20 protein-coding genes are annotated in these 23,034 nt (G+C 36.0%); 9 read left to right on the top strand and 11 right to left on the bottom strand.

Annotated elements, in window-relative coordinates:
- Window positions 1-71: 71 nt before the first annotated feature.
- From DEU42_RS15010 to DEU42_RS15045, 8 genes are all read right to left on the bottom strand, one after another.
- Window positions 72-860 (bottom strand): TrmH family RNA methyltransferase, encoded by a 789-nt coding sequence (locus tag DEU42_RS15010; RefSeq protein ID WP_114759144.1) that lies wholly within the window; start codon window positions 858-860, stop codon window positions 72-74.
- 38 nt (window positions 861-898) lie between these two features.
- On the bottom strand, window positions 899-1,912 hold the full coding sequence (locus tag DEU42_RS15015) for a hypothetical protein (protein ID WP_114759145.1): 1,014 nt from the start codon (window positions 1,910-1,912) through the stop codon (window positions 899-901).
- A gap of 17 nt (window positions 1,913-1,929) precedes the next feature.
- Window positions 1,930-3,261, bottom strand: a complete 1,332-nt coding sequence (locus DEU42_RS15020) for a DUF58 domain-containing protein (RefSeq protein ID WP_114759146.1) — start codon at window positions 3,259-3,261, stop codon at window positions 1,930-1,932.
- Window positions 3,261-4,265: an AAA family ATPase gene (locus tag DEU42_RS15025; RefSeq protein WP_233506707.1), complete on the bottom strand. Its 1,005-nt coding sequence runs from the start codon at window positions 4,263-4,265 to the stop codon at window positions 3,261-3,263. Before DEU42_RS15025 ends, DEU42_RS15020 begins: the two co-directional genes overlap by 1 nt.
- A gap of 98 nt (window positions 4,266-4,363) precedes the next feature.
- A complete protein-coding gene (locus tag DEU42_RS15030) occupies window positions 4,364-5,548 on the bottom strand; it encodes a DUF4350 domain-containing protein (protein WP_114759148.1) in 1,185 nt (394 codons plus the stop codon).
- Between the two features lies 1 nt (window position 5,549).
- A complete protein-coding gene (locus DEU42_RS15035; RefSeq protein ID WP_114759149.1) occupies window positions 5,550-6,338 on the bottom strand; it encodes a DUF4129 domain-containing protein in 789 nt (262 codons plus the stop codon).
- The gene (locus tag DEU42_RS15040) at window positions 6,325-7,272 is read right to left on the bottom strand and encodes a hypothetical protein (protein WP_114759150.1); all 948 of its coding nucleotides are present in this window, start codon (window positions 7,270-7,272) and stop codon (window positions 6,325-6,327) included. Before DEU42_RS15040 ends, DEU42_RS15035 begins: the two co-directional genes overlap by 14 nt.
- Window positions 7,256-8,233, bottom strand: coding sequence for a stage II sporulation protein M (locus tag DEU42_RS15045; RefSeq protein WP_114759151.1), 978 nt, complete (start codon window positions 8,231-8,233; stop codon window positions 7,256-7,258). The genes DEU42_RS15040 and DEU42_RS15045 overlap by 17 nt, the downstream gene beginning before the upstream one ends.
- 20 nt (window positions 8,234-8,253) lie before the next feature.
- Between DEU42_RS15045 and DEU42_RS15050 the strand changes: the two genes are divergently transcribed.
- Together DEU42_RS15050 and DEU42_RS15055 are read left to right on the top strand one after the other, a co-directional pair.
- Window positions 8,254-8,994 carry an RDD family protein gene (locus DEU42_RS15050; protein ID WP_114759152.1) on the top strand — a complete coding sequence of 247 codons (741 nt, stop codon included), beginning with the start codon at window positions 8,254-8,256 and terminating at the stop codon, window positions 8,992-8,994.
- Window positions 8,994-9,596: a trimeric intracellular cation channel family protein gene (locus DEU42_RS15055; RefSeq protein WP_114759153.1), complete on the top strand. Its 603-nt coding sequence runs from the start codon at window positions 8,994-8,996 to the stop codon at window positions 9,594-9,596. Before DEU42_RS15050 ends, DEU42_RS15055 begins: the two co-directional genes overlap by 1 nt.
- A gap of 4 nt (window positions 9,597-9,600) precedes the next feature.
- On the opposite strand, the gene DEU42_RS15060 is transcribed toward DEU42_RS15055, so the two are convergent.
- Window positions 9,601-10,869 (bottom strand): MutS-related protein, encoded by a 1,269-nt coding sequence (locus tag DEU42_RS15060; protein ID WP_114759154.1) that lies wholly within the window; start codon window positions 10,867-10,869, stop codon window positions 9,601-9,603.
- 25 nt (window positions 10,870-10,894) lie between these two features.
- The gene (locus tag DEU42_RS15065; protein ID WP_147278137.1) at window positions 10,895-13,969 is read right to left on the bottom strand and encodes a gliding motility-associated C-terminal domain-containing protein; all 3,075 of its coding nucleotides are present in this window, start codon (window positions 13,967-13,969) and stop codon (window positions 10,895-10,897) included.
- 158 nt (window positions 13,970-14,127) lie between these two features.
- Here DEU42_RS15065 and DEU42_RS15070 point away from each other — a divergent pair, with 158 nt between their 5' ends.
- From DEU42_RS15070 to DEU42_RS15085, 4 genes are all read left to right on the top strand, one after another.
- Window positions 14,128-15,099, top strand: coding sequence for a GNAT family N-acetyltransferase (locus tag DEU42_RS15070; protein ID WP_199509103.1), 972 nt, complete (start codon window positions 14,128-14,130; stop codon window positions 15,097-15,099).
- A gap of 10 nt (window positions 15,100-15,109) precedes the next feature.
- Entirely contained in the window at window positions 15,110-16,393 is a 1,284-nt protein-coding gene (locus tag DEU42_RS15075) for an O-antigen translocase (protein WP_114759157.1), read from the top strand.
- A gap of 127 nt (window positions 16,394-16,520) precedes the next feature.
- Entirely contained in the window at window positions 16,521-17,498 is a 978-nt protein-coding gene (locus DEU42_RS15080; RefSeq protein WP_114759158.1) for a hypothetical protein, read from the top strand.
- Between the two features lie 40 nt (window positions 17,499-17,538).
- Window positions 17,539-19,299 carry a T9SS type A sorting domain-containing protein gene (locus DEU42_RS15085; RefSeq protein ID WP_233506704.1) on the top strand — a complete coding sequence of 587 codons (1,761 nt, stop codon included), beginning with the start codon at window positions 17,539-17,541 and terminating at the stop codon, window positions 19,297-19,299.
- Between the two features lie 30 nt (window positions 19,300-19,329).
- Here DEU42_RS15085 and DEU42_RS15090 read toward each other — a convergent pair whose 3' ends face one another.
- Complete coding sequence (locus DEU42_RS15090; RefSeq protein WP_114759160.1) at window positions 19,330-20,469, bottom strand: glycosyltransferase; 1,140 nt, start codon at window positions 20,467-20,469, stop codon at window positions 19,330-19,332.
- A gap of 49 nt (window positions 20,470-20,518) precedes the next feature.
- On the opposite strand from DEU42_RS15090, the gene DEU42_RS15095 reads away from it, so the two are divergent.
- The 3 genes from DEU42_RS15095 to DEU42_RS15105 are packed head-to-tail and all read left to right on the top strand — an operon-like array spanning window position 20,519 to window position 23,000.
- On the top strand, window positions 20,519-21,610 hold the full coding sequence (locus DEU42_RS15095; RefSeq protein WP_158537890.1) for a glycosyltransferase: 1,092 nt from the start codon (window positions 20,519-20,521) through the stop codon (window positions 21,608-21,610).
- 5 nt (window positions 21,611-21,615) lie between these two features.
- A complete protein-coding gene (locus tag DEU42_RS15100; protein WP_114759162.1) occupies window positions 21,616-22,017 on the top strand; it encodes a sugar 3,4-ketoisomerase in 402 nt (133 codons plus the stop codon).
- Window positions 22,014-23,000, top strand: a complete 987-nt coding sequence (locus DEU42_RS15105) for a class I SAM-dependent methyltransferase (protein WP_114759163.1) — start codon at window positions 22,014-22,016, stop codon at window positions 22,998-23,000. The genes DEU42_RS15100 and DEU42_RS15105 overlap by 4 nt, the downstream gene beginning before the upstream one ends.
- The last annotated feature ends 34 nt before the right edge of the window (window positions 23,001-23,034 follow it).

Here is a 23,034-nt window from a genome sequence, read left to right on the forward strand (position 1 = left end):
GGAAAAACAAGGGATTGCTTCAAAACTCTTAACTGATTTATTAAAATGAAGTGTTTTATATCGTTAGTTTCTTAGAATCCTCTTTGTCTTTTGGCTTCAAAAATAAGTATGGCAGCAGCGACAGATACATTCATTGAATCGATTTCTCCCTGCATTGGGATGATAATATTTTTGGTGGAGGCGTCACGCCATTCCTGTGTAAGTCCAGTGGCCTCGGTGCCTACAACCAGTGCAGTAGGGGTAGTATAATCCTGAGTGTGGTATTGGGTAGAGTCCTGTAATGTAGCACAGAAGATATTGATGTTTTTAGATTTAAGGTAAGCGATTACTTCGTCAGTGGTACCAGTGGCAATCTGGTTAGTAAACAGGCAGCCTACACTGGAACGTACTACATTTGGGTTATACATATCGCTTTTTGGATTAGCAACAATTACCGCATCAAGATTAGCGGCATCAGCAGTACGAAGCAATGCACCGAGATTACCCGGTTTTTCCGGAGTCTCAGCAACAAGTACCAGCGGATTATCTCCCAGTTTTAAATCAGATAGTTCAAGGCTCTTGCTTTTAGCTATAGCTATAATTCCCTCAGTGGTGTCGCGGTAGGCTAGTTTCTGATAGACTTCACGGCTTATTTCAATCATTTCCACATGCTTGCCGGCAAGAGACGCAACAACACTGTCGGTAAGCATATCGGGCAAAAACAAAACAGTTTCTATTTCATAACCGCCTTTTCGGGCAAGCTGAATCTCACGCTGGCCTTCAATTAGGAAAGTACCGCTCTGACGACGTGCCTTAGCTTTTTCCTGTAGTTGAACCAATGATTTTATAAAGGGATTCTGGGCGCTTGTAATTTGTTTCATAAGTAAGTGTTGCAGAGAGCAAAGGTAAACAACAATGATTACTTAGAAAACTTTGCTGCTAATTGTTGTTTTATTTCCAGAAAGCTTCGGTTGTTAAGAGGAAATTCTAGAATTACATGGGCAAGGCTCAATACAAAAAGCCATTTAAGACCTAGCATATAATCTTTTGCATATAATACTATTGAGATAATCCAAATTAGTACTATAAGTACCATGTTAATCCTTTTAGTATTATGCCATTGTATGACAGATGTTTTTGAGAACCAGTTAAAGTAATGGTAGGTATAGGCGAAAGCAATAAAGCGCATTACTTTAATGCCGGTACCAGAAAAAAATATCTCCATATCTCTTTCGCTTATTCCTGTAGGTGCCCAAATGGCAATTTTGGCATTGTCTACCTGTATAAAACTGAATAAACGAACAAGTACTTCATTTATAGGCCTAAAAATTCCGTACATATTATATACTTCTGCATCTACATGAGTGAGTCCGGTGCGGGGTGATGCAAAAAGTGTTATTAAGGCACATATCACAAACACAACTGTTGATACTATACCCAGCTTACTTTTAGATTTTAACGACCCTAAAATTATAAAAGCACCTGTAAAAATAAATACATGTATTAAGGACGGTAATAGAATAGTAAATGCAGTTTTAAAACTGTCATTAAAAAAATAGAAAAATACACTTCCTACAGCGAGCAGGACCAGCGTAAGAAGTATTTTTTTTATGTAATTGTTATAAATAACCATACTAAAGGCCGCTGCAAAAGCAAAAAAGTAAAAGAAACTTATATAATTCTTATAAGTCGTATGGGTAAATACTAGCAGGCTTATTATTGCTATTAGAACTAAAAGTAACATATAGTCGTACTTTTGAGTAGTAAAATAGTTCTTTTTATGTAGCCAGTTAATCTCGGTAAGGTAATGTAGCGGACCCAAAAAAGCATATACAAACAGGAAAAGCTCAAATGGCAGAAGCATTGCAGGTATGAGTGCAAGAAACATTAAGCCTATATTTATAGCATCTATATTTATTTTTTTTGCACTCATGGTCTTTTTATCATTATTTATAAAATACCTCTTGCTTTTATCTCAAGGTATTTATTGATACTCTCAATAGTGAGGTTTTCAGGTTTTGTAAGTACCGAATGGATTCCGTATTTTTTTAGCTCATTTACAATGAGCCTTTTTTCAAAGGCAAGCTTTTCTGCGATAACCTGATCGTACACTTCCTGAACGTTTTTAACTTTACCATTGATCAACTGATCCAGTTCGCTGTTCTCAAAGAAAACCACAACAAGCAAATGGTTATGTGCAATACCTTTAAGATAGGGTAACTGGCGTTTAAGGCTGTCTACAGTCTCAAAATTAGTATATAGTAATATAAGGCTTCTTTGGTTAACGTTTTTCTTTATGTCGCCATACAATCGACCAAAATCACTCTCAAAAAAGTTCGTTTTAACGTTGTAAAGTGTTTCAAGAATGCGCTGCATCTGACTCGAACGTCTTTCGGCTGCCACACGGTTCTCTACTTTTTTAGAAAAGGTAAACATACCTGCTTTATCCTGTTTTTTCAGAATAATATTAGACAGTACCAGTGTAGAGTTAATTGCATAATCAAGCAGGCTAAGACCGTTAAAAGGCATTTTCATTACACGCCCCTTATCGATAACCATATAAACGTTTTGCGAACGTTCATCCTGAAACTGGTTTACCATCAGCTGATTTTTCTTGGCAGTAGCTTTCCAGTTTATGGTGCGTAGGTCATCTCCCGAAACATAATCTTTTATCTGTTCAAACTCCATGGTATGACCAATACGGCGGATTTTTTTCAGGCCGTACTGAAATAGCTTATTAGAGAAAGCCATCAGGTCATATTTTTTTAGTTGAATAAAAGAAGGGTAGGTGGGTACCATGGCTCCGTTATCAAAAATGAATCTTCGGCATACCAGATGAAGAGGTGAGGATACATATACATTCAGGCTGCCGAAGTAATATTCTCCACGTTCAACCGGACGCAAAAAGTATTCGAAGCTGTCTTTTGTCCCGGCTGGTACTTTTCTCTTTATCTCAAAATTCCTAACCTGAAATTGTTGGGGAATTTCATCAATAACCTTAATGCTTACCGGAAATGAATACCCGCTTTCCATTTCAATAACAACAGGATTTTCATCACCGTTAGAAAACTTTTCCGGGGTTTTTCTGTGGGCTGTAAATCGTTGGTTACTCGCAAAAAGCAACAGGAAATCCACTACGATAAAACCAAGGGTAATATAAAGCAATAACCAGCAGGCCTTGTAAAGCGAGGGGATAAACTGCGCCGTTACAAAGCATACTATTATTCCCATTATCACATAGAACAGGAAATTATTAAGGTATATTTTTCGGAACCACTTCATTAGCGCGGTATTTCTACGGTATCAATTATTTGTTTTATGATTTGTTCACCTGTCAGGCCTTCCATTTCACGCTCAGGTGCTACCATTACGCGGTGCTGAAGCACAGGGACCGCAGAATCTTTAATATCTTCCGGAGTTACAAAATCCCTGCCTCTTAGTGCAGCAAATCCTTTCGCAGCGTTAAGTATCGCAATAGATGCTCGTGGTGATGCTCCTAAGTACAGGAATGCATTTTCACGGGTGTTGGTTACAATTTTGGCAATATATTCCAACAACTGTGGTTCTATTGTTATTTGTTTTACAATAGACTGGTATTTTATGATGTCAACCTGAGATAATATCTGTTTGATATTATCAAGCTTTTGTTTGTTCTGAAGTGCGTTTTCCCTCTGAAGGATGGCAATCTCTTCACTAAGGTTAGGGTAATCGATATTTATCTTGAAAAGGAAACGGTCAAGCTGTGCTTCAGGCAGTCTGTAAGTACCTTCCTGCTCAATAGGGTTTTGCGTTGCAATTACCAGGAAAGGAGCTTCCATGCCGTGTGTTACACCTTCAACGGTAATCTGACGCTCTTCCATAACCTCAAACAATGCAGCCTGGGTTTTAGCCGGAGCCCTGTTAATCTCGTCAATCAGTACAAAGTTTGAGAAAATTGGCCCTTTTTTGAAATTAAATACCGATTTTGATAAGTCAAATACCGATGTTCCTAATATATCCGAAGGCATAAGATCGGGTGTAAACTGTATCCTGCTGAAGTGAAGCGATAATGTTTTGGATAATAGTTTTGCGGTTATGGTTTTAGCCACACCCGGAACACCTTCTAATAGTACGTGTCCGTTAGAAAGGATGGCTACCAAAAGCTGGTCTATCATTTTATGCTGTCCTACTATAACCGAATTGATCTCAGCTTTAATAGCTGCTATTCCGGCCTGAAGTTCAGAAAGATCAAGCCTTGCCTGAAAGCTGATGGTTTCGTTTTCAGATTGGTTTGATGTGTTTTCTATATTGATACCACCTGAATTCTGAGTTTCATTGGTGTCGTTTTGCGGAGTCAGGTCTTCGTTATTAAAAGTATCCATATATAATTTTATAGATTGGTTATTTATCTTAAATTTTCAATTGCTTTATTTATTGCAAGTACATCAGCTTCGGTACTTGTAAACTCATGTCTGTGCTTCTGTATTAAACGGACAGTCTTTTTAATGTCTTCAACAGGTTTTCCTGTTTTTAAGTGAAGCTTTTCTATAAAGTCGTCATCCAGTTTATATGTGTCTATAAGATATACTGTTCGTATATGCTCCAGGAAATAAATTATTTTCTTCTCAATGATCGTATGATGGTCGCGCTCCATATAGTAAAGGTTACCAATGGTTTTTGCAAAATCTACCGTGGTGTTTCTTAAAGGGTATATCTCCGGAATTACGCGTTGTCTCCTTTTGGCATTAAAGAGTACGAAAGCAATAATGGCGATTAAGCCCAGCCACATGGCCCATTTAAGTGCAGGCTGGCTTAGTATATAACGAAGTGAATTGTCCGATTCGAAATTTCTTTTCACGAACCATGGCGAGTACCAGTATATATTCCCTTTAGGAATGTAAGATGCCAGTCCTTCGGTATATTTAAAATTGCCATCGCGTAAAAGATAGTAATTGCTAAATACGGCAGGCTGAGTATGCAGTAAGAACTGACCTTCTCCAAAAGGGATTTTTATAAAGTTAGGTTTTTTGTCTTTGCCATGCTGTTGGTAACCCAGTATTTCTGCTTTTTTGTTTTTTATACTATCAAAGTATATCAATCCGGCGCCACGCGAATAGTTATACTCTGTTCCTTTGTTTGCCAGGTTCATTTTTAAAGTGTCCTTTAGAGAGAAATCACCCTTTACCTTTACTTCAAGAGTATCCAGTAAGAACTTCGGTAGCATTTTAGAACTTATAAATACCGTGTTACCGTGTTCGGCGAAATAAATAAGTTCCTTGGCAGATTCGGTATCGATATCACTGGCTTCATCAATGCTTATAAATGTTCCAGGAGAACGATACTGCTTAGTGCTGTAGTTGTATAGCTTGTCAAAATATTCATAAGGTGTTTCGCGTAGTTTTTTTATAGAATCACCTTTAAAAAGCTGTGGCGCTTCTTTATCAAAAACATATAGCCCAAATGGTATTTTGTCTTTAGCGGCATAGGTAGGCTTCCAGTTTATAGGTTTTGGCCTTGATGCATCTACATAAATGAGCAGTCCTATTACCAAGGATACCAATACAAAGTATATTATTAATTTCCTGCTCATCCTAGATCGTGTTTAATGTTTTCAGGAATGCTTTTTCAGCTTTGTAAAAAGCATCGCTGTCAATTTGGAATTCTCCATACCAGCTATAGTCATATAGGTATGACAGGTACTCAAAATCTTTTCTTAATGTATTGTCTTTGATTTCATACAGGTAATCACTGTTAGTTTTATCCCAGTGCCACTCTATGATTTCCCTGCTGGACATTTTTTTAAGGACCCAAAGGTAATAGTAGCGGAGGGCAAGTCGGTAATTGCCTTCTTTTTTAGTTTCTTCTGTTAGTTTGCTAAAATCAAGTTCATGGATGTTTTCTATGGTAACATCACTGCTTTCTATTTTTTTGGCGGAACGTCCAAAAATCCACATCCCTTCTTTATTCAGTATGGCTCGCACAATCATGTATATCACAAAGCCTATAAGAAGAAAAGCCAGGATTCGCATGAAAATTTCAAAAGCAGAAGTTCCTGTAGCGTTATTGCCGGAAGAGAAGAGACGATCAAGGAAATTACCTATGGCTTCCCAAAAACGGTCCCACAGTGTTTTAGTCCTTATTTTTACTTCGTAATCAAACTCAGATTCAGCTTTATACTTTTCGTCAAAACCACGCGGAAAAGTCCTGTTTACATAAGTATGCTCTACAGGAATATACTCTGCAGCGGCAGTGTCGGCAACAGTTTTATCTTCAATGAATTCTTCAGTGATTTCGGTGGCTACCGAATCATTCTGAATATCCTGTGCAAAGGCTACCGCAGTGGTAAAAAGGAAATATAATATGTATTTATTCAGCTTCACGTCCTATAAGGTCAATATCATTATAAAGCGTTTTATTGTCTTCCTGCTCTTTTGAGCTGTAGTAGATCATACCCTGGTTTATGAATATAAAATTACCCATCACGAAGCTTGCAATGGTCTGGATTACGAAAGCGATGATCATAGTAACACTCATGGCAGCCATTATATTATTAGGGTCTGCATTTTCCAGATCAGGACCGGCGCTTACAAGTCCAAACAGCATATTTATAATCATACCTGCAAATCCCAGTATCATTTGTATAATATAAAGAATGATATAAAAAATAGCCGTGCTTCCGGAAGTAGCCCAAAAGCTTCGTCTAACCGAAGTGTGTCCTGCTTCCATAGAACCGAAAAAGCTATTATCTGTACTTATGTATTCGTAGAAGGACTGATACATCCAGCAGGTAAACGCTGCAATAAGTATAACGGCTACCGGGAAGCCAATGATTATTATCGCAAGGAAAAAAGAGACGATGCATATCAGTGCCAGTAAAGGCAAAAATGTAACCAGTGAGAGCAGCCCGAAAATTATAGCCTTGCCTATTCGTTTTTTTAGCGCATTTATAATTTCCCTGGTATCAGGTTTTTCGTTTTTCTCCATCAGCATCAGGTAAATTACCGGGTAGCTGTAGTTGATAATAGCAGCAACAAGTCCCAGTACTCCTGTAAGTATACCAAGAGTAACCATCAAACCGAAATTATCCGAAAATAAGTTGTCTGCAGTTCCGGTTGATCCCGTTGAAATTACACCTGAAAAGATGTTCTCAAAGAATATTTTAAAGAAAACGAAGCCAATTACTATAAGTATTAATAGTAGCGGACCGTTTATGATGAAATAATTCCTGAAGTAATTTTTACCGGCAACTTTAAAAAAGGTAAAAGTATCGTTTATGATTGCATTAAAATTCCTGACTTTATACAGTTGGAACATATTTTTTGATTTTATGGTTTACAATAAATGGATATACAAGATAATAATAGGATATGGCAGCAAGTGTGCCCAATATGATAAGCAGGTTAAGCCACAAAGGCATATCGGGTGAGTATCGGGTAACAAACCCCTCGAGTATTCCTGCGGCAATAGTAAACGGTATAGTGCTGAACCATACTTTAAGACCGTTCTTAAAACCGTTTTTAAGAGAAGCTACCCTTGAGAAGGTTTTAGGAAAAAGCAATGCTGCGCCAAACATCAGTCCGGCACCGGCTTCTACAACTATGGCAAATATTTCCATACAACCATGTATCCAGATACCTCTTACACTTTTCCAAAGCACACCATGCTCGTAAAAAAAGTATTGAAAAGAGCCCAGCATTACGGAGTTCTTAAAAAGGATATAAACTGTGCCCACACCTCCAAAAACTCCCAAAACAAAAGAAGTCGCTCCAACCCTTAGATTATTAAGCGTAATACCTATCGCACTTCCCCAGTTGCTGCCACTTTTGTACACGGCTACCGGATTGCCTTTTTCTATGTTTTCAAGCGTCATATTTACATAAGCATCTCCAACGATTAATCTTGTAAATGTTTCATCTTTACCTGCTGAAATCACACCAATAAATGTAAAAACAAAGAACAGTGCAAAAGCATAAAGCATATAACGCCTGTTTTGATAAACGATAAGAGGCACTTCGGTCTTAAAGAAGCGAACGATACGATTGGTTTCTTCGCGTTTGGTCTTGTATATCTTTTGGTAGGTTATAGAAGCAAGATGGTTAAGGTATACAACCGTTTTACTTTTAGGATAATAGGTTTGTGCAAACGATAGGTCGTTAATAAGATGTATGTAAAGGCTTGCTAATTCATCAGGATTTTTTTTAGCTTTACCAAAAATAGCCTGTTCAAATTCAAGCCATTTTTCTTTATTTTGTTTTATAAATGCAACTTCTCTCATACAAAGCTAAAATATAAAATATGTCAGAATTATCCATAACTACTACGCAAAATGTTAATATTAATTTTAATACGGCTTCGGTTGGAGAACGTATGCTGGCATATGTAATTGATTTACTTGTTATTATAGCTTATTATGTTCTTATATATTATGTTTTGGTAGAACTTGTTGGATTAGGCGATCTGATACCCAACGATCCGTGGTCTGAGCGTGCCGTTCATGGATTGATATCGTTGCCCGTGCTGTTTTATGCACTCTGGCAGGAAGCTCTCATGGAAGGACAGACGATAGGCAAGAGGATAATGAAGATTAAGGTTATAAAAATAGATGGCTATCAGGCTGGTTTTGGAGATTATCTTATCCGATGGATTTTGAGGATAGTAGAAGTAACTCCTCCGTTTAGTTTTATCGGGCTTATCAGCATGATCGTGAACAATAAAAATCAGAGGCTTGGCGATATGGCTGCCGGAACTGCTGTAATTACCCTTAAAAACAGCATTAATATTAATCATACAATACTTAAAGAGGTAAGGGATAATTATGTTCCTGTTTATCCTCTTGTTATCAAGCTTAGTGATAATGATGTCAGGATCATTAAAGAAACGTATGAAGCCAGTGTGAAGAATGCCGATTTTGTAATGATAGACAAGTTACAGGATAAGATTGAAAAGGTTACAGGCATAAAATCAGTTTCTCAGAATGCAATGGCATTTGTAGATACAGTACTTCACGATTATAACTACTATACCCGAAACATGTAATGTTTGATCTTCTCGATATATTAGGAACCATGGCCTTTGCCATATCTGGAGCCCTTACTGCTATTAATAAAAAAATGGACCCTTTTGGGGTTTTTGTTATTGCATTTGTAACTGCCGTTGGGGGTGGTACATTGCGGGACGTACTTATTGGTCATACACCCGTAGGCTGGATGCGCAATCTGGATTCTGTGTATGTAATCATAACTGGTTTTGTAGTAACACTCATATTCAGAAAAAAGCTTGACAAGTTAAGGGTTTCTCTTTTCCTTTTCGATACCATCGGGCTTGGGGTGTTTACGCTTATCGGTCTTGAACAAGGTATTGCAAGTGGCCTCCATCCCGTAATTTGCATTGCCCTTGGTACAATGACAGCCTGTTTTGGAGGTGTTATCCGTGATATTTTATGCAATGAGATACCCGTTATCTTTAGAAAAGAAATTTATGCTACTATATGTATTATAGGTGGCTGTGTTTTCTTCCTGTTACGTAAGTTAAATGTATCGGAAGACGTGCTTTATCCTGTAGTTTCCGCTGTTATTATCGCAATAAGACTAATGGCTGTAAACTATAAGTGGTCATTACCGGCTTTAGATAGAAAATAAGCTTTTATAACAGCTTTAGTAATTCCTTCATGTTCTCTTTCTCGAAAAGTATACGGCCTATTTTTATGTCGCTGCTTCCTTGCTTAAGTTGATAAGTAAATTCAGGACTTTCATTGTTCAGGTTGCAATCCAGGTGCATACATGCTATTTTACCTGATTCTATTTCTTCCATTTGAGTAAGTTGATGCAAATGGCTTGAAACAAAGAATAGTGAATTCGGAAAATTCAGCATTCCCTTTAGTGTTGAACAGCTAATCTCCAAAGCATCATCTATATTAGTGCCACGGAATAATTCATCGAAAACAGCAAATCCAGGTTTACCGCTTCCCGCTTTTGTAATTACTTTTTTAAGATTCTGTATCTCGTTCATAAAATGACTGTAACCACTCTGTAAATCATCATTAAGATTTATAAAAACATCAATATTGTTATAAAACGGAATTTTTGCTGTAGAAGCAGGGATGGCTAAGCCAATATTAGCAAGGTATACACATATACCTAAAGCTTTGAGTAATGTAGATTTTCCGGACATATTAGGTCCGGTAAGTAATATAATATTACAGTTTGTTTGCAGTGAATTCTTTACAGGTGATTTTAAAAGCGGGTGATAAAAATCGTTGACAGAAAGGTTTGCATGCCCTATTTCAGGAAAAATGAATTGATGTGCTTTTATACCCTTGGCGATAGAAATATAGGTTTCAAACCTAGTGTAAGCATCTTTAAAAGCTATTTCGAGTTTTTTACTTTTCTTTTCAGCAATTAACCCAAAGAATTCAATAACGTGTTTTATCCTGAGTTTATTTTCACGGATGAGGTTATCATAATAATTAAGTCTGTAGCTACTGAGATAATCATCCATTGAAAGCAGTTCCTTTTTATAGTTTTCAGGGAATGCTTTCGTCGGCAGGTTCTTTATGTAGGAATTCAGGCGATTAAGCAATAATACTACCTGGACAAATTTGCTACGATATTCGTGATAAAGGGTTTTGTAAAGATTTAGTTTTAGCTTTATGTTTTGTGGTAAGTAATCATTTTGGTTGAATTTTTCTATAAAATAATCCGTCTCCCTAAAATCTATCCGTGAATAGGAATAGTTTTCAAAAAGACTGATATTGGCTATAAAACCTTTAAGAATATCCTGTCGCTCTAAGGCATCTTCTAAAGTGGGTAAAGGGGTAAACAGCATTTTATTAACGCACGATTTGGTGTCTTCATTTTGAGTGTAATCAAAAAGTTTCGCTATTTCAGGAATGTTAAGGTCTTTTATTTCCATAGTTTAAAGAAATCCAAAGCACAATTTATTTCGTTACATATACCCAGTCAACTATCGGTTCAGGGAAATCGGGGTCGTTTAGTTCCAGTATGAAATAGTAGGTGCCTACAGGTACTTCGGTGCCTTCAGAACCAATTTTTGAAACATCAGCTACACCATCCCAATCGGCTGTATTGTGGTTTCCTGTCCAGATCAATGTTCCCCAACGGTTATATATGCTCAGCTTAAAGTTCAGGAATACGTTGCGCAAGCCTTCGACAAAAAAGGTGTCGTTAAGCCCATCGCCATTAGGTGTCAGGTAATTGTGGGTGATTGGTTTACATTTTTTTGTTTTCAACAGGAAAGAAGCTGTTGTGTGGCATGTTCCATTAAAAAGGCGCACGTATATGCGCGTTGGGTTTTCTTCAATCTTATAATCTGAAGTATTATATATACGGTCAAAATCCTGATCGGCATTAGGCTGAGAAAAATAGAACGTTACTTCCTCATTTGGATAGTTCTTCAGTGATTCGGCATAACCTGAAAAATCAAATGTTGCATTTCCAAAACCTGTGTCGCATACTTCTATATCATCGGGCTGTATCAATACCGGAGAAAGCGGCAGGTTTTCAGGCTGGGCAAATTCATTATTAGTTTCGTCCGTTTCAATTACAATGCCGACACCATTGCCGGTATCGTCGGCAGTAAGTTTTAATTCAAAGTCTAATGGTATTCCTAAAGGTACCGTTACTTCTATAAAACCGGGTTCACTTTCACCAATTTCCAGCGTGTTAATGGTGTGAACCACCGTAAGTAACTGACCATTGGCATAAATAGCTACAGGTGTATTTGCAGGGAGTACGTCAGTTCCGTTAAAGTTGCTTACTGTATAATGTATATGTAGTACACGCGAATTGCATTGCTTGTATACATCGTCTATAACCACCGATGCATCAGGGAAATAACAATCAATAGTGATAAGCGTAAAGGATGCGGTATCATAACAACCATTAGCATCTGTAAGCCTAACATAAATTTCTGTGTTGGTTACAGCATTATAATTAAGAGGATTAATTGCATTAGTATTGTTGTCGGCATCAGCTTGTGACAAATGGAAGGTAACCACATCTGTGGGGTTGTTTTTAAGCGACTCGGCGTATGCTGAGAAATCAAATTCTCCAATACCTGAACCGTTAAACGTTTCACAGCCTTCTATATCCTGAGGCTGTGTCAGTACAGGTGATACCCAAAGCGTAAACGGCAGTGTAAAACTATTATTGGTCTCATCGGTTTCTATAACAATACCTGTTCCGTTGCCGGTATCATCAACAACAAAAGTAAGATTGAAGTTTTGAGGAATGGAAGCAGGGATAGTTATAGTTATCGTTGCCGTAAGGCTACCGTCTATAGCTATATCTGAGGCTGTTACTGTTGTTGTGATCAGTATTCCGTTGGCGTAAATAGCTATTGGCGTATTTGCCGGTAATATATCAGAACTGTTAAAATTGTTTACGGTATAGGTTACCTGTAGTTCTTTTGAATCACATGAAGTAACAATAGTATCAATCATCACTGTTGCATCAGGGAATGTACAGTCAATGGCAATTAGATCAAACGAGGCTATGGTAGAACATCCATTCGGATCATCAAGCCTTACATATATGGTTTCGGGGTTTTGAGTAGAAAGATAGCTGTCGCTATTGTTTATCTCATCATTCGTGTCCTGAGACTGAGCGCCAATTTGAGTGTGATAAAAAGCAACAGTTTGCGTCGGGTCTGTTTTAAGTGACTCTTCGTATCCCGAGAAATCAAAAATACCCACATTCGTATTGCTGGCAGTTTCACAAACGGTTATATCTGCAGGATTTATGGGTTCTAATGCCCAAAGCGTCGTAGTGTGTATGTACGAATTATTTTGTTCGTTTATTTCAGTAACACTACCAACTCCGGTTCCGTTATCATCTACAATAAAGATGATTTGAACTTCGCCCGTTAAGCCGATAGGTAGCGGTAATAACAATGTACCGCTTTCACTGCCGTTAATAGGCAATTCATTTTGAGTGGCAAATGTTGTTATAAGGTTGCCATTCAGGTAAACAGCTACCATCGTTCCGGCAGGCAGTGGAGCAGTACTGTTATCGTTATGAACGGTATAAGTTACCTGTAAGGTTTGCGCAGCACAGTCTTTAAATTCATCATCAATGGTAACTGTAGCGTCGGGCAATTCACTGTTTAATTTGGTAACAATAGCGTTGACCATTACAAAGTCACGACCTGATGATAATTCTATTTCAGCAGTTTCATCTCCGGGAGCAATATAATCTTCGATGTTATAAATATCAAGATCCATATTGTACAGGTCAGATGAGCCAGTAACACTGTTGGTGCTATTAAAGGCATTCGTTGCAGGGTTAAGAGTATTACTAAGAACAGAATTGTTAATCGTAAGGGTTTCGCTTATAGCAAGGTTAGCATCACCTTCCCATGCCAGAAAGCCTATTTTGGCATTGTTATTATCAATTACGTTTAGGCTTGGAAGCGTAATTGAAATGGAATTAGGGACGTACTGCATCCCATCATAAACATTAAGCTGGTTTAAGGGTAGTGCAGCATTTTCGTAAACAACAATAATGGCCCAGCCTCCAAAGTTGGTTTTATTTCCGCAATATAAATCATCAATTACTACCTGTGTAAGGTCAAGTTCAGATAAGGTGTAAGTTCCGTTTCCGGTTGTTTGAACTAAAGTTGTTACATCAGCAAAAGCACCAAAATAGGGTCGTGGTATCTCGTCAAGTGTTATTGCCGTCAGCGGAAATATGCGTTCGGCGGTAAAATCGGTACCGTTTAATTTAATATCAAAATCACCGGTTCCTGAGCCGGCCCAGTATAAATAAGCCGCCGTAATTATGTCATCCGGCTGCAGATTAAGAATCGCAGATGAGGATGTATTTATTGAGCATTCTCCAACAGCCGTTAAATTATTCTCTGCAGTGTTAAGTGTGTTTCCTACAAAAGTAAAGTCATACCTCCCGTTGAATTGCTCATAAAGAGTTATATCAACCTGGCTGAATCCTGAAGTTATAGCGAAAAATGTAAAAAATAATAGTAGTCTTATTTTCACAGCGTTAATTTTTTTTAAAAATAACAATTATTTGCTAACTCTCAATTTTTTAAGCTAAAACAACATTTTTGAAAATTAACGTTTACTAAAGGTTGAAGGCATTTGCCAAATAAATGTTTATTTTTACCCAATAGAATAAATGTATACCTGCAATTTACATGTACAGCATCCGGCGATATGCCTTAAATGATTTTGATAATTGGAATGACTTTGTTTCTAAGTCAAAGAATGGAACATTTCTATTCCATCGAGATTTTATGGAATATCATAGCGATAGGTTTGAAGATTTTTCACTGCTTGTCTTTGATGAAAATGAACTTATTGCAGTCCTCCCGGCTAATAAAAAAAAGAATACTGTTTATTCTCATGGCGGATTGACCTATGGCGGACTAGTCTTTTCTGAAAAACTCAAACTTCCTGAGGTAATCATGTCATTTAAGGCCATTCTTGAGTTTTTAAACCAAAACGGGTTTGAGAAACTTATTATTAAACAAACACCTTCTATCTATCATAAATATCCTTCTGAAGAGTTGAGCTATGCCCTTTTTTTGGCAAAAGCCTGCCTTATTCGTAGGGATAGCCTCGCTGTAATAGATATGCAACAAAGGTTGCCGTTTTCCAAGTTAAGGAAGCGTACGGTCAATAAGGGTAAAAAGAATGGATATAGTATTGTAGAAGAGGCTGATTTTGAAAGTTTTTGGGATAAAGTACTTATTCCTAATCTAAAAAAGAAACATGATGCTGATCCGGTGCATACTGCAAAGGAAATAAAGCTGCTTCAGCAAAAGTTTCCTCATAATATCAAACAATTTAATGTATATCACAATGATGACGTTGTGGCAGGAACTACTGTTTTTGTAACTGATACAGTTGCGCATATGCAGTATATTTCGGGTATTAATGAGTATAACGACTCCGGGGCTCTTGACTTTTTATATGATCACCTTATTAACGATGTTTTTGCTGAAAAGCATTTTTTTGATTTTGGTATATCGAATGAGGAGCAGGGGAGAAAACTGAATAGCGGACTGATGTTTTGGAAAGAAGGATTTGGGGCGCGTACAATTGTTCAGGATTTTTATGAAGTAGAAACTGCTAACTTCAGTTTACTGGATTCAGCTCTTATGTAATAGATATTATTTGAAAAATCTTTCTGAAATATTAAAAAAGCCCATTGTAAAAGTCTCGTCGCTAAATGCCGTTAGCGTTGTAGTGCGCATTCTTGGAGGTTTATTTGTCGCAAAAGCAATTGCGGCCTATGTGGGTGCTGCCGGGCTTGCTGTTGTTGAGAACATGCGTAAGTTCTTGACTCCTGTGGAGTCATTTGCCACTTTGGGAATGCAAAATGGTATTATTAAATATGTTGCCGAAAATGAAAAAGATGAAAAGAAACTTTATTCGGTACTATCCACTGTTTTTCTGAGCATTTTTGGAATAGTTTTGCTTTTTACAGCTCTTTTACTTGTATTTTCGGGTTATTGCAGCGAGTGGATTTTTAGAGATTCGGATCAATATGCGTGGGTATTTAAGGTGTTGGCCTTCTCTTTACCCTGGTATGCAGGAAGCCTCATATTTATAGCCATATTAAATGGTTTTGGGGATTATAAGAAAGTGATACGTCTAAATATTAGTGGTAACATAATTGGCGTCATACTTTCTATCTATTTGATGTGGAAGTTTCATACAGATGGCGCATTGTTAGGACTTATCCTGTTTCAGGCGGTTTATTTTCTTTTTACATTTTATACTATATGGCAGCGTTTTAACGGATTTCCTTTTTTAAGCTTTAAATATTTTGATACGACAATTTTAAAAGGCTTGTTGTCGTATAGTTTTATGAGTTTGTTTTCGGCAATTTTGTTACCGATAGTTATTATTTCTATCAACAACAAACTAATTGATAATTTTAGTTTTGAAACTGCAGGGCAGTGGTCGGCAATGAACAGGTTGTCTGGTTTTTATATGATGTTTGCCAATACCATGCTAACAGTTTATTTTTTGCCGAAATTATCTGTTGCTAACGGTATTAATGAAACTAAACAGGTTTTTAGCAGTTACTACAAAAGCATACTGCCATTGTTTGCTATCGGTTTATCGGGACTCTATTTTTTAAGAGAGTTTGTAGTACTCTTTATTTTTAAGGAAGAATTTCTACCTATGACAGAACTGTTCTTCTGGCAACTTCTGGGTGATTTTTTTAAAGTAGGTTCATTAATATTAGGATATCAGTTCTTTGCTAAAAAGCTTACGAAAGCATTTGTTATTACAGAAGTTGTTTCTTCATTAATTTTGCTGTCATCTAGTATTTTCTTTATGGCAGAATATGGAGCAAAAGGAGCCGTAATGGGGCATGCATTTACCTACTTTATCTATTGGATTGTATTAGCAGTATACTTTAGGAAGGAATTGATTTCAATAACTTGATTGTAAGAATATATCTAATCTTATTTATAGGGTAGTTTTGTCGGATATATTTGTTTTTTGTCGGATTAATCTTTCTTGTTTGTTTCTTTTGAATACTTTTAAGGTCTAACTTTAAAAGTACTTTTTTATGAAAAAAATTATTTTGCCAGTTTTACTTTTGGCAGGAATGACAACAGTAAATGCACAAAACATTTACGATTCTAATGGTAGTTTAACTTCTAACAGAACCCTTACCTTAGGAAGCTATAGTTTAGCATTTAAGCCAACTTCTACGACTAATGGTTTGTTTTTGGCTTCATCTGGCAATGTGGGTATTAATACTACTACACCTGTGCAGAAATTAGATGTAAATGGCAATGTTCAGGCTGTTCAGGGGTATTTTACAAATGCTGTCGGAAATGCAGATCCAAATATTGCAACTACTTTTATAGACAATGCAGATAGGGTAAACAAATCACTGGTATTAAACGCAGGATATAAATGTTCTCCTGTTTCAAATGCGAGGACATTTATTTATATGGATATGCCAAAATCACAATTTGATACTGCTCCTACAATATGGTTTGCCCTTACCAATCGTAATGATATGACAAGGTTTAGGTTTTATGCTCCTCAGGATGGTAAATCAGCTTTTTCACTTTATGATAAAAGTCAGACCGTAAATTTTACTTTTGTTGAGGATAGTAATAATAATAATCATTTTGCAATGCCAAAGGAGAACTCATATGTGACCATTGGCTCAAGTAATTATGGTGATCCGGCAACAGGAGAGTTATTTAAATTATCCGTTAATGGTAATGTAAGAGCTGACAGGATTAAAGTATATAACACCTGGGCAGATTATGTTTTCGAAGACTCTTATAAATTACCAACACTTGAGGAAGTCGAAAAACATATCAAAGAAAAAGGACACCTTATTGATATACCTTCAGCGAAAGAAGTTGAGGTAAAAGGTATAGACTTAGGGGATATGAACAGACTCTTAATGCAAAAAGTTGAAGAGTTAACGCTTTATATGATCGAACAAAATAAAGTGAATGAAAAACAAGCTCAGGTAATTGAACTCCTTGAAAAGAAAATTGAGCGTTTAGAAAAAGGAAACTAAATATAAGTTGATAAATAGAAATATGAAAAACTTATATTCAATGGTATTCCTACTTATTTGTGGGTTTACGGGTTTAGCGCAAAGCAGAAACAATCACTGGCTTTTGGGTTTAACGGACGTTAATTTTTCTAGCAATCCTCCAGCCGCTACTGTAGTTTCTCAAGGATCTGCTGCAAAATATGGAATAGCTACTATAAGCGACAGCAATGGTGCTTTGCTGTTTTACACAGATGGTATTACTGTGTGGAATAAAAACCATCAGATTATGCAAAATGGAGATATGATAGATGTTGATACTAATATTTTGTCAAAATCCTTACAAAAAGTAATAATTGTACCTCATCCGGGAAATTCTAATAGATATTATATAATTAGGGATAAAATGCAAAATACAGCAGGCACTGGAGGAAATGGAAGTTCTTGGGGATATTATGTTTACTCTATAGTGGATTTTAGCTCCAATAGTCTAGGTCAGATTGTTCCTACAAATCAAGAGCCAGGGAGTACAGGTGTAGAAAATTTGTACACCTCAGTTCTTATGGATGCTCATAGTGGTTATTATAGTCCGTTGACATTTACCGCTGATACGACTGGGAGTAATTACTGGGTAATTATACAGCGTCACCATAGTTTATATAGTTTTAAAATAGATTCTCAAGGCCTAAATACCGTACCAGTAGAGAGTACATTTCTTCCTGGTCAGATTTATAATTTAAATGCAAACAATAATGGAAGTTTCATACAAAGAAGTATGTTTAGAGTTTTGCCAATTTTAGGAACATCTAAATTATACGGTCTCGAATCGTCTTTCGAAGACTCAGGAGATACTGATCCAGGAAACCATTTATCTCATTTCTATAGTGTTGATTTTGATATGGCTACGGGTCATTTTTCGAATTACCAGAATATTTTACTTGAGTACAATGGTGGAATATCGTATAATTTCGAGTTATCTCCTGATTTAACGAAAGCCTATTTTGTGGCTTATCGACCAGTTAATATGCCATCAGGAAATGATGGACAGGTTATGGTTAAAGATTTATCGAATTTAAATACACCTTCAAGGGTGCTTTATGAGTTTGCCAGTTCTACAACAGCTTCTGCTAAATTTTATAGTATCCAGAAAGACAAATATGGTAATATGTTAGTAAGTGGAAAATCCACGGATTTGAACAGGAATAAGTACTTACACATAATAAATAATCCTAATTCTTTTTCTGGCTCATCTGTTAAGATTAATAATTTGTATTTGAACGGAAATACGATAGGAGAGTTACCACAATTGTTTCCAAAAGTAGAGTGCATTGAATCATTATATTTGAACACTACTGAAACGACAAACAAAACATATAAAGTGTCGAATATTATCAGTACTAATACAAACTATGCAGTAAATAATGGTGTTACGGTTGCATTAAAAGCTGAAAATGCAATTTTTCTTGAACCTAATACAGATATAAAGGATGGAGCTATTTTATATGCTGAAATTGAGGTATGCTCTAACAGTTCAACTGATAGGGTAAATATGTACTCAGAAGATGATTCGTCATCTGAAATGATGTTAGATAATTCTTTTATAATGTATCCTAATCCAACGGATGATATAACAACATTTGTTTTATCTGATGATGTTATAGAAAATATATCGGTGTTTTCTTTAGATGGGCGCCAGATATTCACTAAAAATATACAGCAAAAAGAATTTGAATTAGATGTCAAAGATTATCCTAAAGGTATTTATATTGTAAATATTGAGACAGTTAAGGGTGAAAATTTAACGAAAAAATTAATAAAGAATTAAACATAAAATCCGGGCATTGCCCGGTTTTTTTTATCTATTCCACTTCTCTAAATACTTTTGAGCTACCTTAATGTGCTCGTGTTCCTTTTCAATAAAAGCTCTTGCCCGTTTGCTTATAGCAATAATCTCCTCAGGGTTTTCAATAAGATAAGATAGGTCATTTACCAGCGCATTTACGTCGGGCAATGCATTAATAGCCACTCTTTCGGTTAGGTTATAATGTTGCATGAATTCTTTTTCAGCACCGGTAAATACTACTTTACCCTGTGCCATGGCTTCGAGTGCATTATATCCCTGATCGTATGAAAACGCCTGATCGAGCAGGATATGGCATTTATTGTATAAAGTAACGTAAGTACTATAAGGTACAGATCGGGTCGTGATTATTTCTACTCTGTCGTTATACTTTTCTGAAATGACCTCCAGTGCTTTTTCAAAAAGATAGTTTCCTTTTTTGTAGTAGTTTACATTGTTGATTCCATGAAAAATTACAATTTTTGATGTTACGGGTGAAGCCACATCAATTACCTGAAGTTTTTCGGTATTTATGGGATAAGGAATAAGTCCTGCAAATTTAGGATGCCCCTCTAAAGGTATTGAATAGTCCATATCACCGGCTATTACGGCCTGAATATTCTGAAAGACAAAGTCATGTAGTTTTTTAAATGATTTTGTAGCATAAAATAAGGTGTATTGACAGTGCCTGGCATCCGGATAGGTTTCACACGGAGTTAGTACTGAATACCTGAACTTCCCTTCGAGCATATAGTTTACACAGATATAATCATCTCCCGAGGATGACAGAAACGTCTTTTTATTATTTTTGAAAATGTATTTCAGTATCTTAGCTTCAAGATACAACGTACTGGGCAGGGGATATTCGTTTATAAGCTGTACAACATCAAAACCTTTAAATTGCTTTCGTTTCCGATAAAAACGGAAAGCTATTTCCAAGTGAGCAATGTCCAGTTTTAAAATCCTGAAAATACCCTGACGGATTTTATTCAGAATATAGTTGTCTTTGAAAATAGTTGAGTAAAGGAAAATATCGGCAGGATAATTTTTGAAGTCATTGTCGCTTACTAAAGTAACTTCATGTCCCAATTTTACTAATCCTTCCTTGAGGGAATTATGGAACCTGCTGTATTCCCCTAAAAGCAATATTTTCATAAGAATTATTTATATTTGACGAAAGTAACAAATATAGTTCATGCAGCAAATGTCGAAAAAAAAAATCTGCCTTGTAGGAGATTCATTATCAGTTGGAGGTGCAGAACGTGTTATGGCCGATCTTTCAAATTACTTCTTTTCTAAAGGTATTGAAATTCATGTTGTTATTGTTCAGGATAAAATTACATATTCATACTCCGGCGAGTTGCTGAATCTGGGTTTATATAAAAAGAGAGGTGTAATTAATAAAATAGACCGTCTTTTAAGGCTTAAAAATTATTTAGAAAAACATGATTTTGACTATGTAATTGATTTCAGATTTAAGAATCATTATCTTCAGGAATTGATTACAAATGAATTGGTTAATACTAATAAAAAGGTCGTTTTTACGATTCATAGTTCAATTTTAAAATATTACATCCCTGAAAACAGTATCCTTGCGAAACTGCTTTTTAGAAAGGCCTATGGCATAGTAACGGTATCTGACAGGATCAAGCAGAAGGTGGCTGGTCTTGGATTGTCGGATAATCTGGAATGTATTTATAATCCGGTAATAATTGATCGGATAAGATTAAAGATGGATGCTGATAACGCACCTGAATATAAATATGTTCTGGCTGCCGGAAGCATGAATCACCAAACTAAGCAATTTGATAAACTAATAAATACTTATGCTCTTTCTGATCTGCCGGCTAAAGGTATAAAACTGGTTATTTTAGGTGAAGGGAAATTAAAAAGTAGTTATGTTGAGCAGGTAAATGAAATGAAGCTGGATGATATGATTATTTTTCCCGGATTTAAGTCAAATCCTTTTGTGTTTATGAAACACGCTATGTTTTTCATATTGAGCAGTAAAAAAGAAGGTTTAGGAATGGTGCTTATTGAATCTCTTGCCTGTGGTACGCCGGTAATTTCTTTTGATTGTGATGCCGGTCCTTCAGAAATTATACAGCATAGAGTTAATGGGCTTTTAATCAAAGATCAGGATTTTGATGAATTACGTAATGGGATGAATACTATGGTGGAAGATGAAGAATTGTACATTTCATGTAAACAAAATGCATTAATTAGTATTGATAAATTTTCTATTGAAAGTATAGGACATAATTGGCTTGAATTCCTTAAAATTGAAGAGAAATAAACTCCATGGAAATACAACTGGTTGAGATACCTAAAATAGTAAATGCACAAGGTAATATTGGCGTTATAGAAAAAGATGTTATACCTTTTGATATCAAACGAGTGTATTATTTATATGATGTGCCAAGCTCTGCAAAAAGGGGGGGGCACGCCCATAAAAATCTACAGCAGTTATTAGTCCCATTGTCGGGCAGCTTTGATGTTATTTTAAAAAATGGCACTGATGAAATAACTATAACACTTAATAAACCAGATAAAGGTTTACTTATAAATAATCATATCTGGCGTGAACTCAATAATTTCTCATCAGGAGCCGTGTGTATGGTATTAGCATCCGGAATATACGATGAAGATGATTACATAAGAAATTACAAGGATTATCTTAAATATATTAAAGATAAAAAATGATTTTAAAAAAAGATACTTCTGTTGTTTCCTGGGGAGATTTTCTTGATGTTTATCATAAAATCCGTCAAAAAGGAATGTCTTATTTGTTTTCAAAGCTTCATCTGTCGCATTCTGCGAGAGTTTCATCCAAATGGGATTTGCATACCGCATCTTCAGATTTTTGGGAAGTTCCTGAAATTGTTATGGATTGGAATAAATCGATAAGCGGTGATGAAAATAAAGAGTATGAGGATTATGTTGCTGAAAAGTATTTTAAAGGAAAGACAGGTCTTAAAATACTTTCTGTAGGTTGTGGTGATGGCAGTCATGAAAGGAAATTTGCTGTTTATCCAGCAGTAGAAAAGGTTGTTGGAATAGATATTGCCGAAATGCGGGTTAAACGAGCCAGAGAAATGGCGCAGGAACTTAAACTCCCAATTGAATATATTGCAGGTGATTTTTTTAAACAGGATTTTGAAAAGGAGTCTTTTGACGTAATACTGTTTAGTTCTAGCCTCCATCATTTCAGTAATATATCTACTTTTCTTCAAAATTACATTAAGCCCTTGTTAAAAAATGGAGGCTTGTTGGTAGTGTATGAATTTAGTGGTCCAAATAGATTGCAATGGAGAAATTCTCAGTTAAAAGAAGCGAACAGGATTTTACAGACTTTGCCAAATAAATTTAAGACTCTTTATGATGGTAAGACATTAAAGAAAAAAGTATATCGCCCTGGTTTATTAAGGATGTTACTTGTAGATCCTTCTGAAGCGCCTGATTCTGAAAATCTTGTGAAAGGTATACATGATAATTTTACAGTTCTTGAAGAAGCAAAATTGGGTTGGAATATTCTTCATAGTCTTTTAAAAGGTATTGCTCATAATTTTGTTTCTGACGATGTTGAAACAAAGAAGGTTGTTTATTCATTAATAGAACAAGAGAAAAAATTTATGCAGATTACCAAAGAAAATGATGCTATATTTGGAGTATACCGAAAAGATTAAAGAGTGATTTTTGATATTAATTATTTTCTTTGCC

The organism is Flavobacterium sp. AG291, from assembly GCF_003350375.1.
Taxonomy (GTDB): domain Bacteria; phylum Bacteroidota; class Bacteroidia; order Flavobacteriales; family Flavobacteriaceae; genus Flavobacterium; species Flavobacterium suzhouense.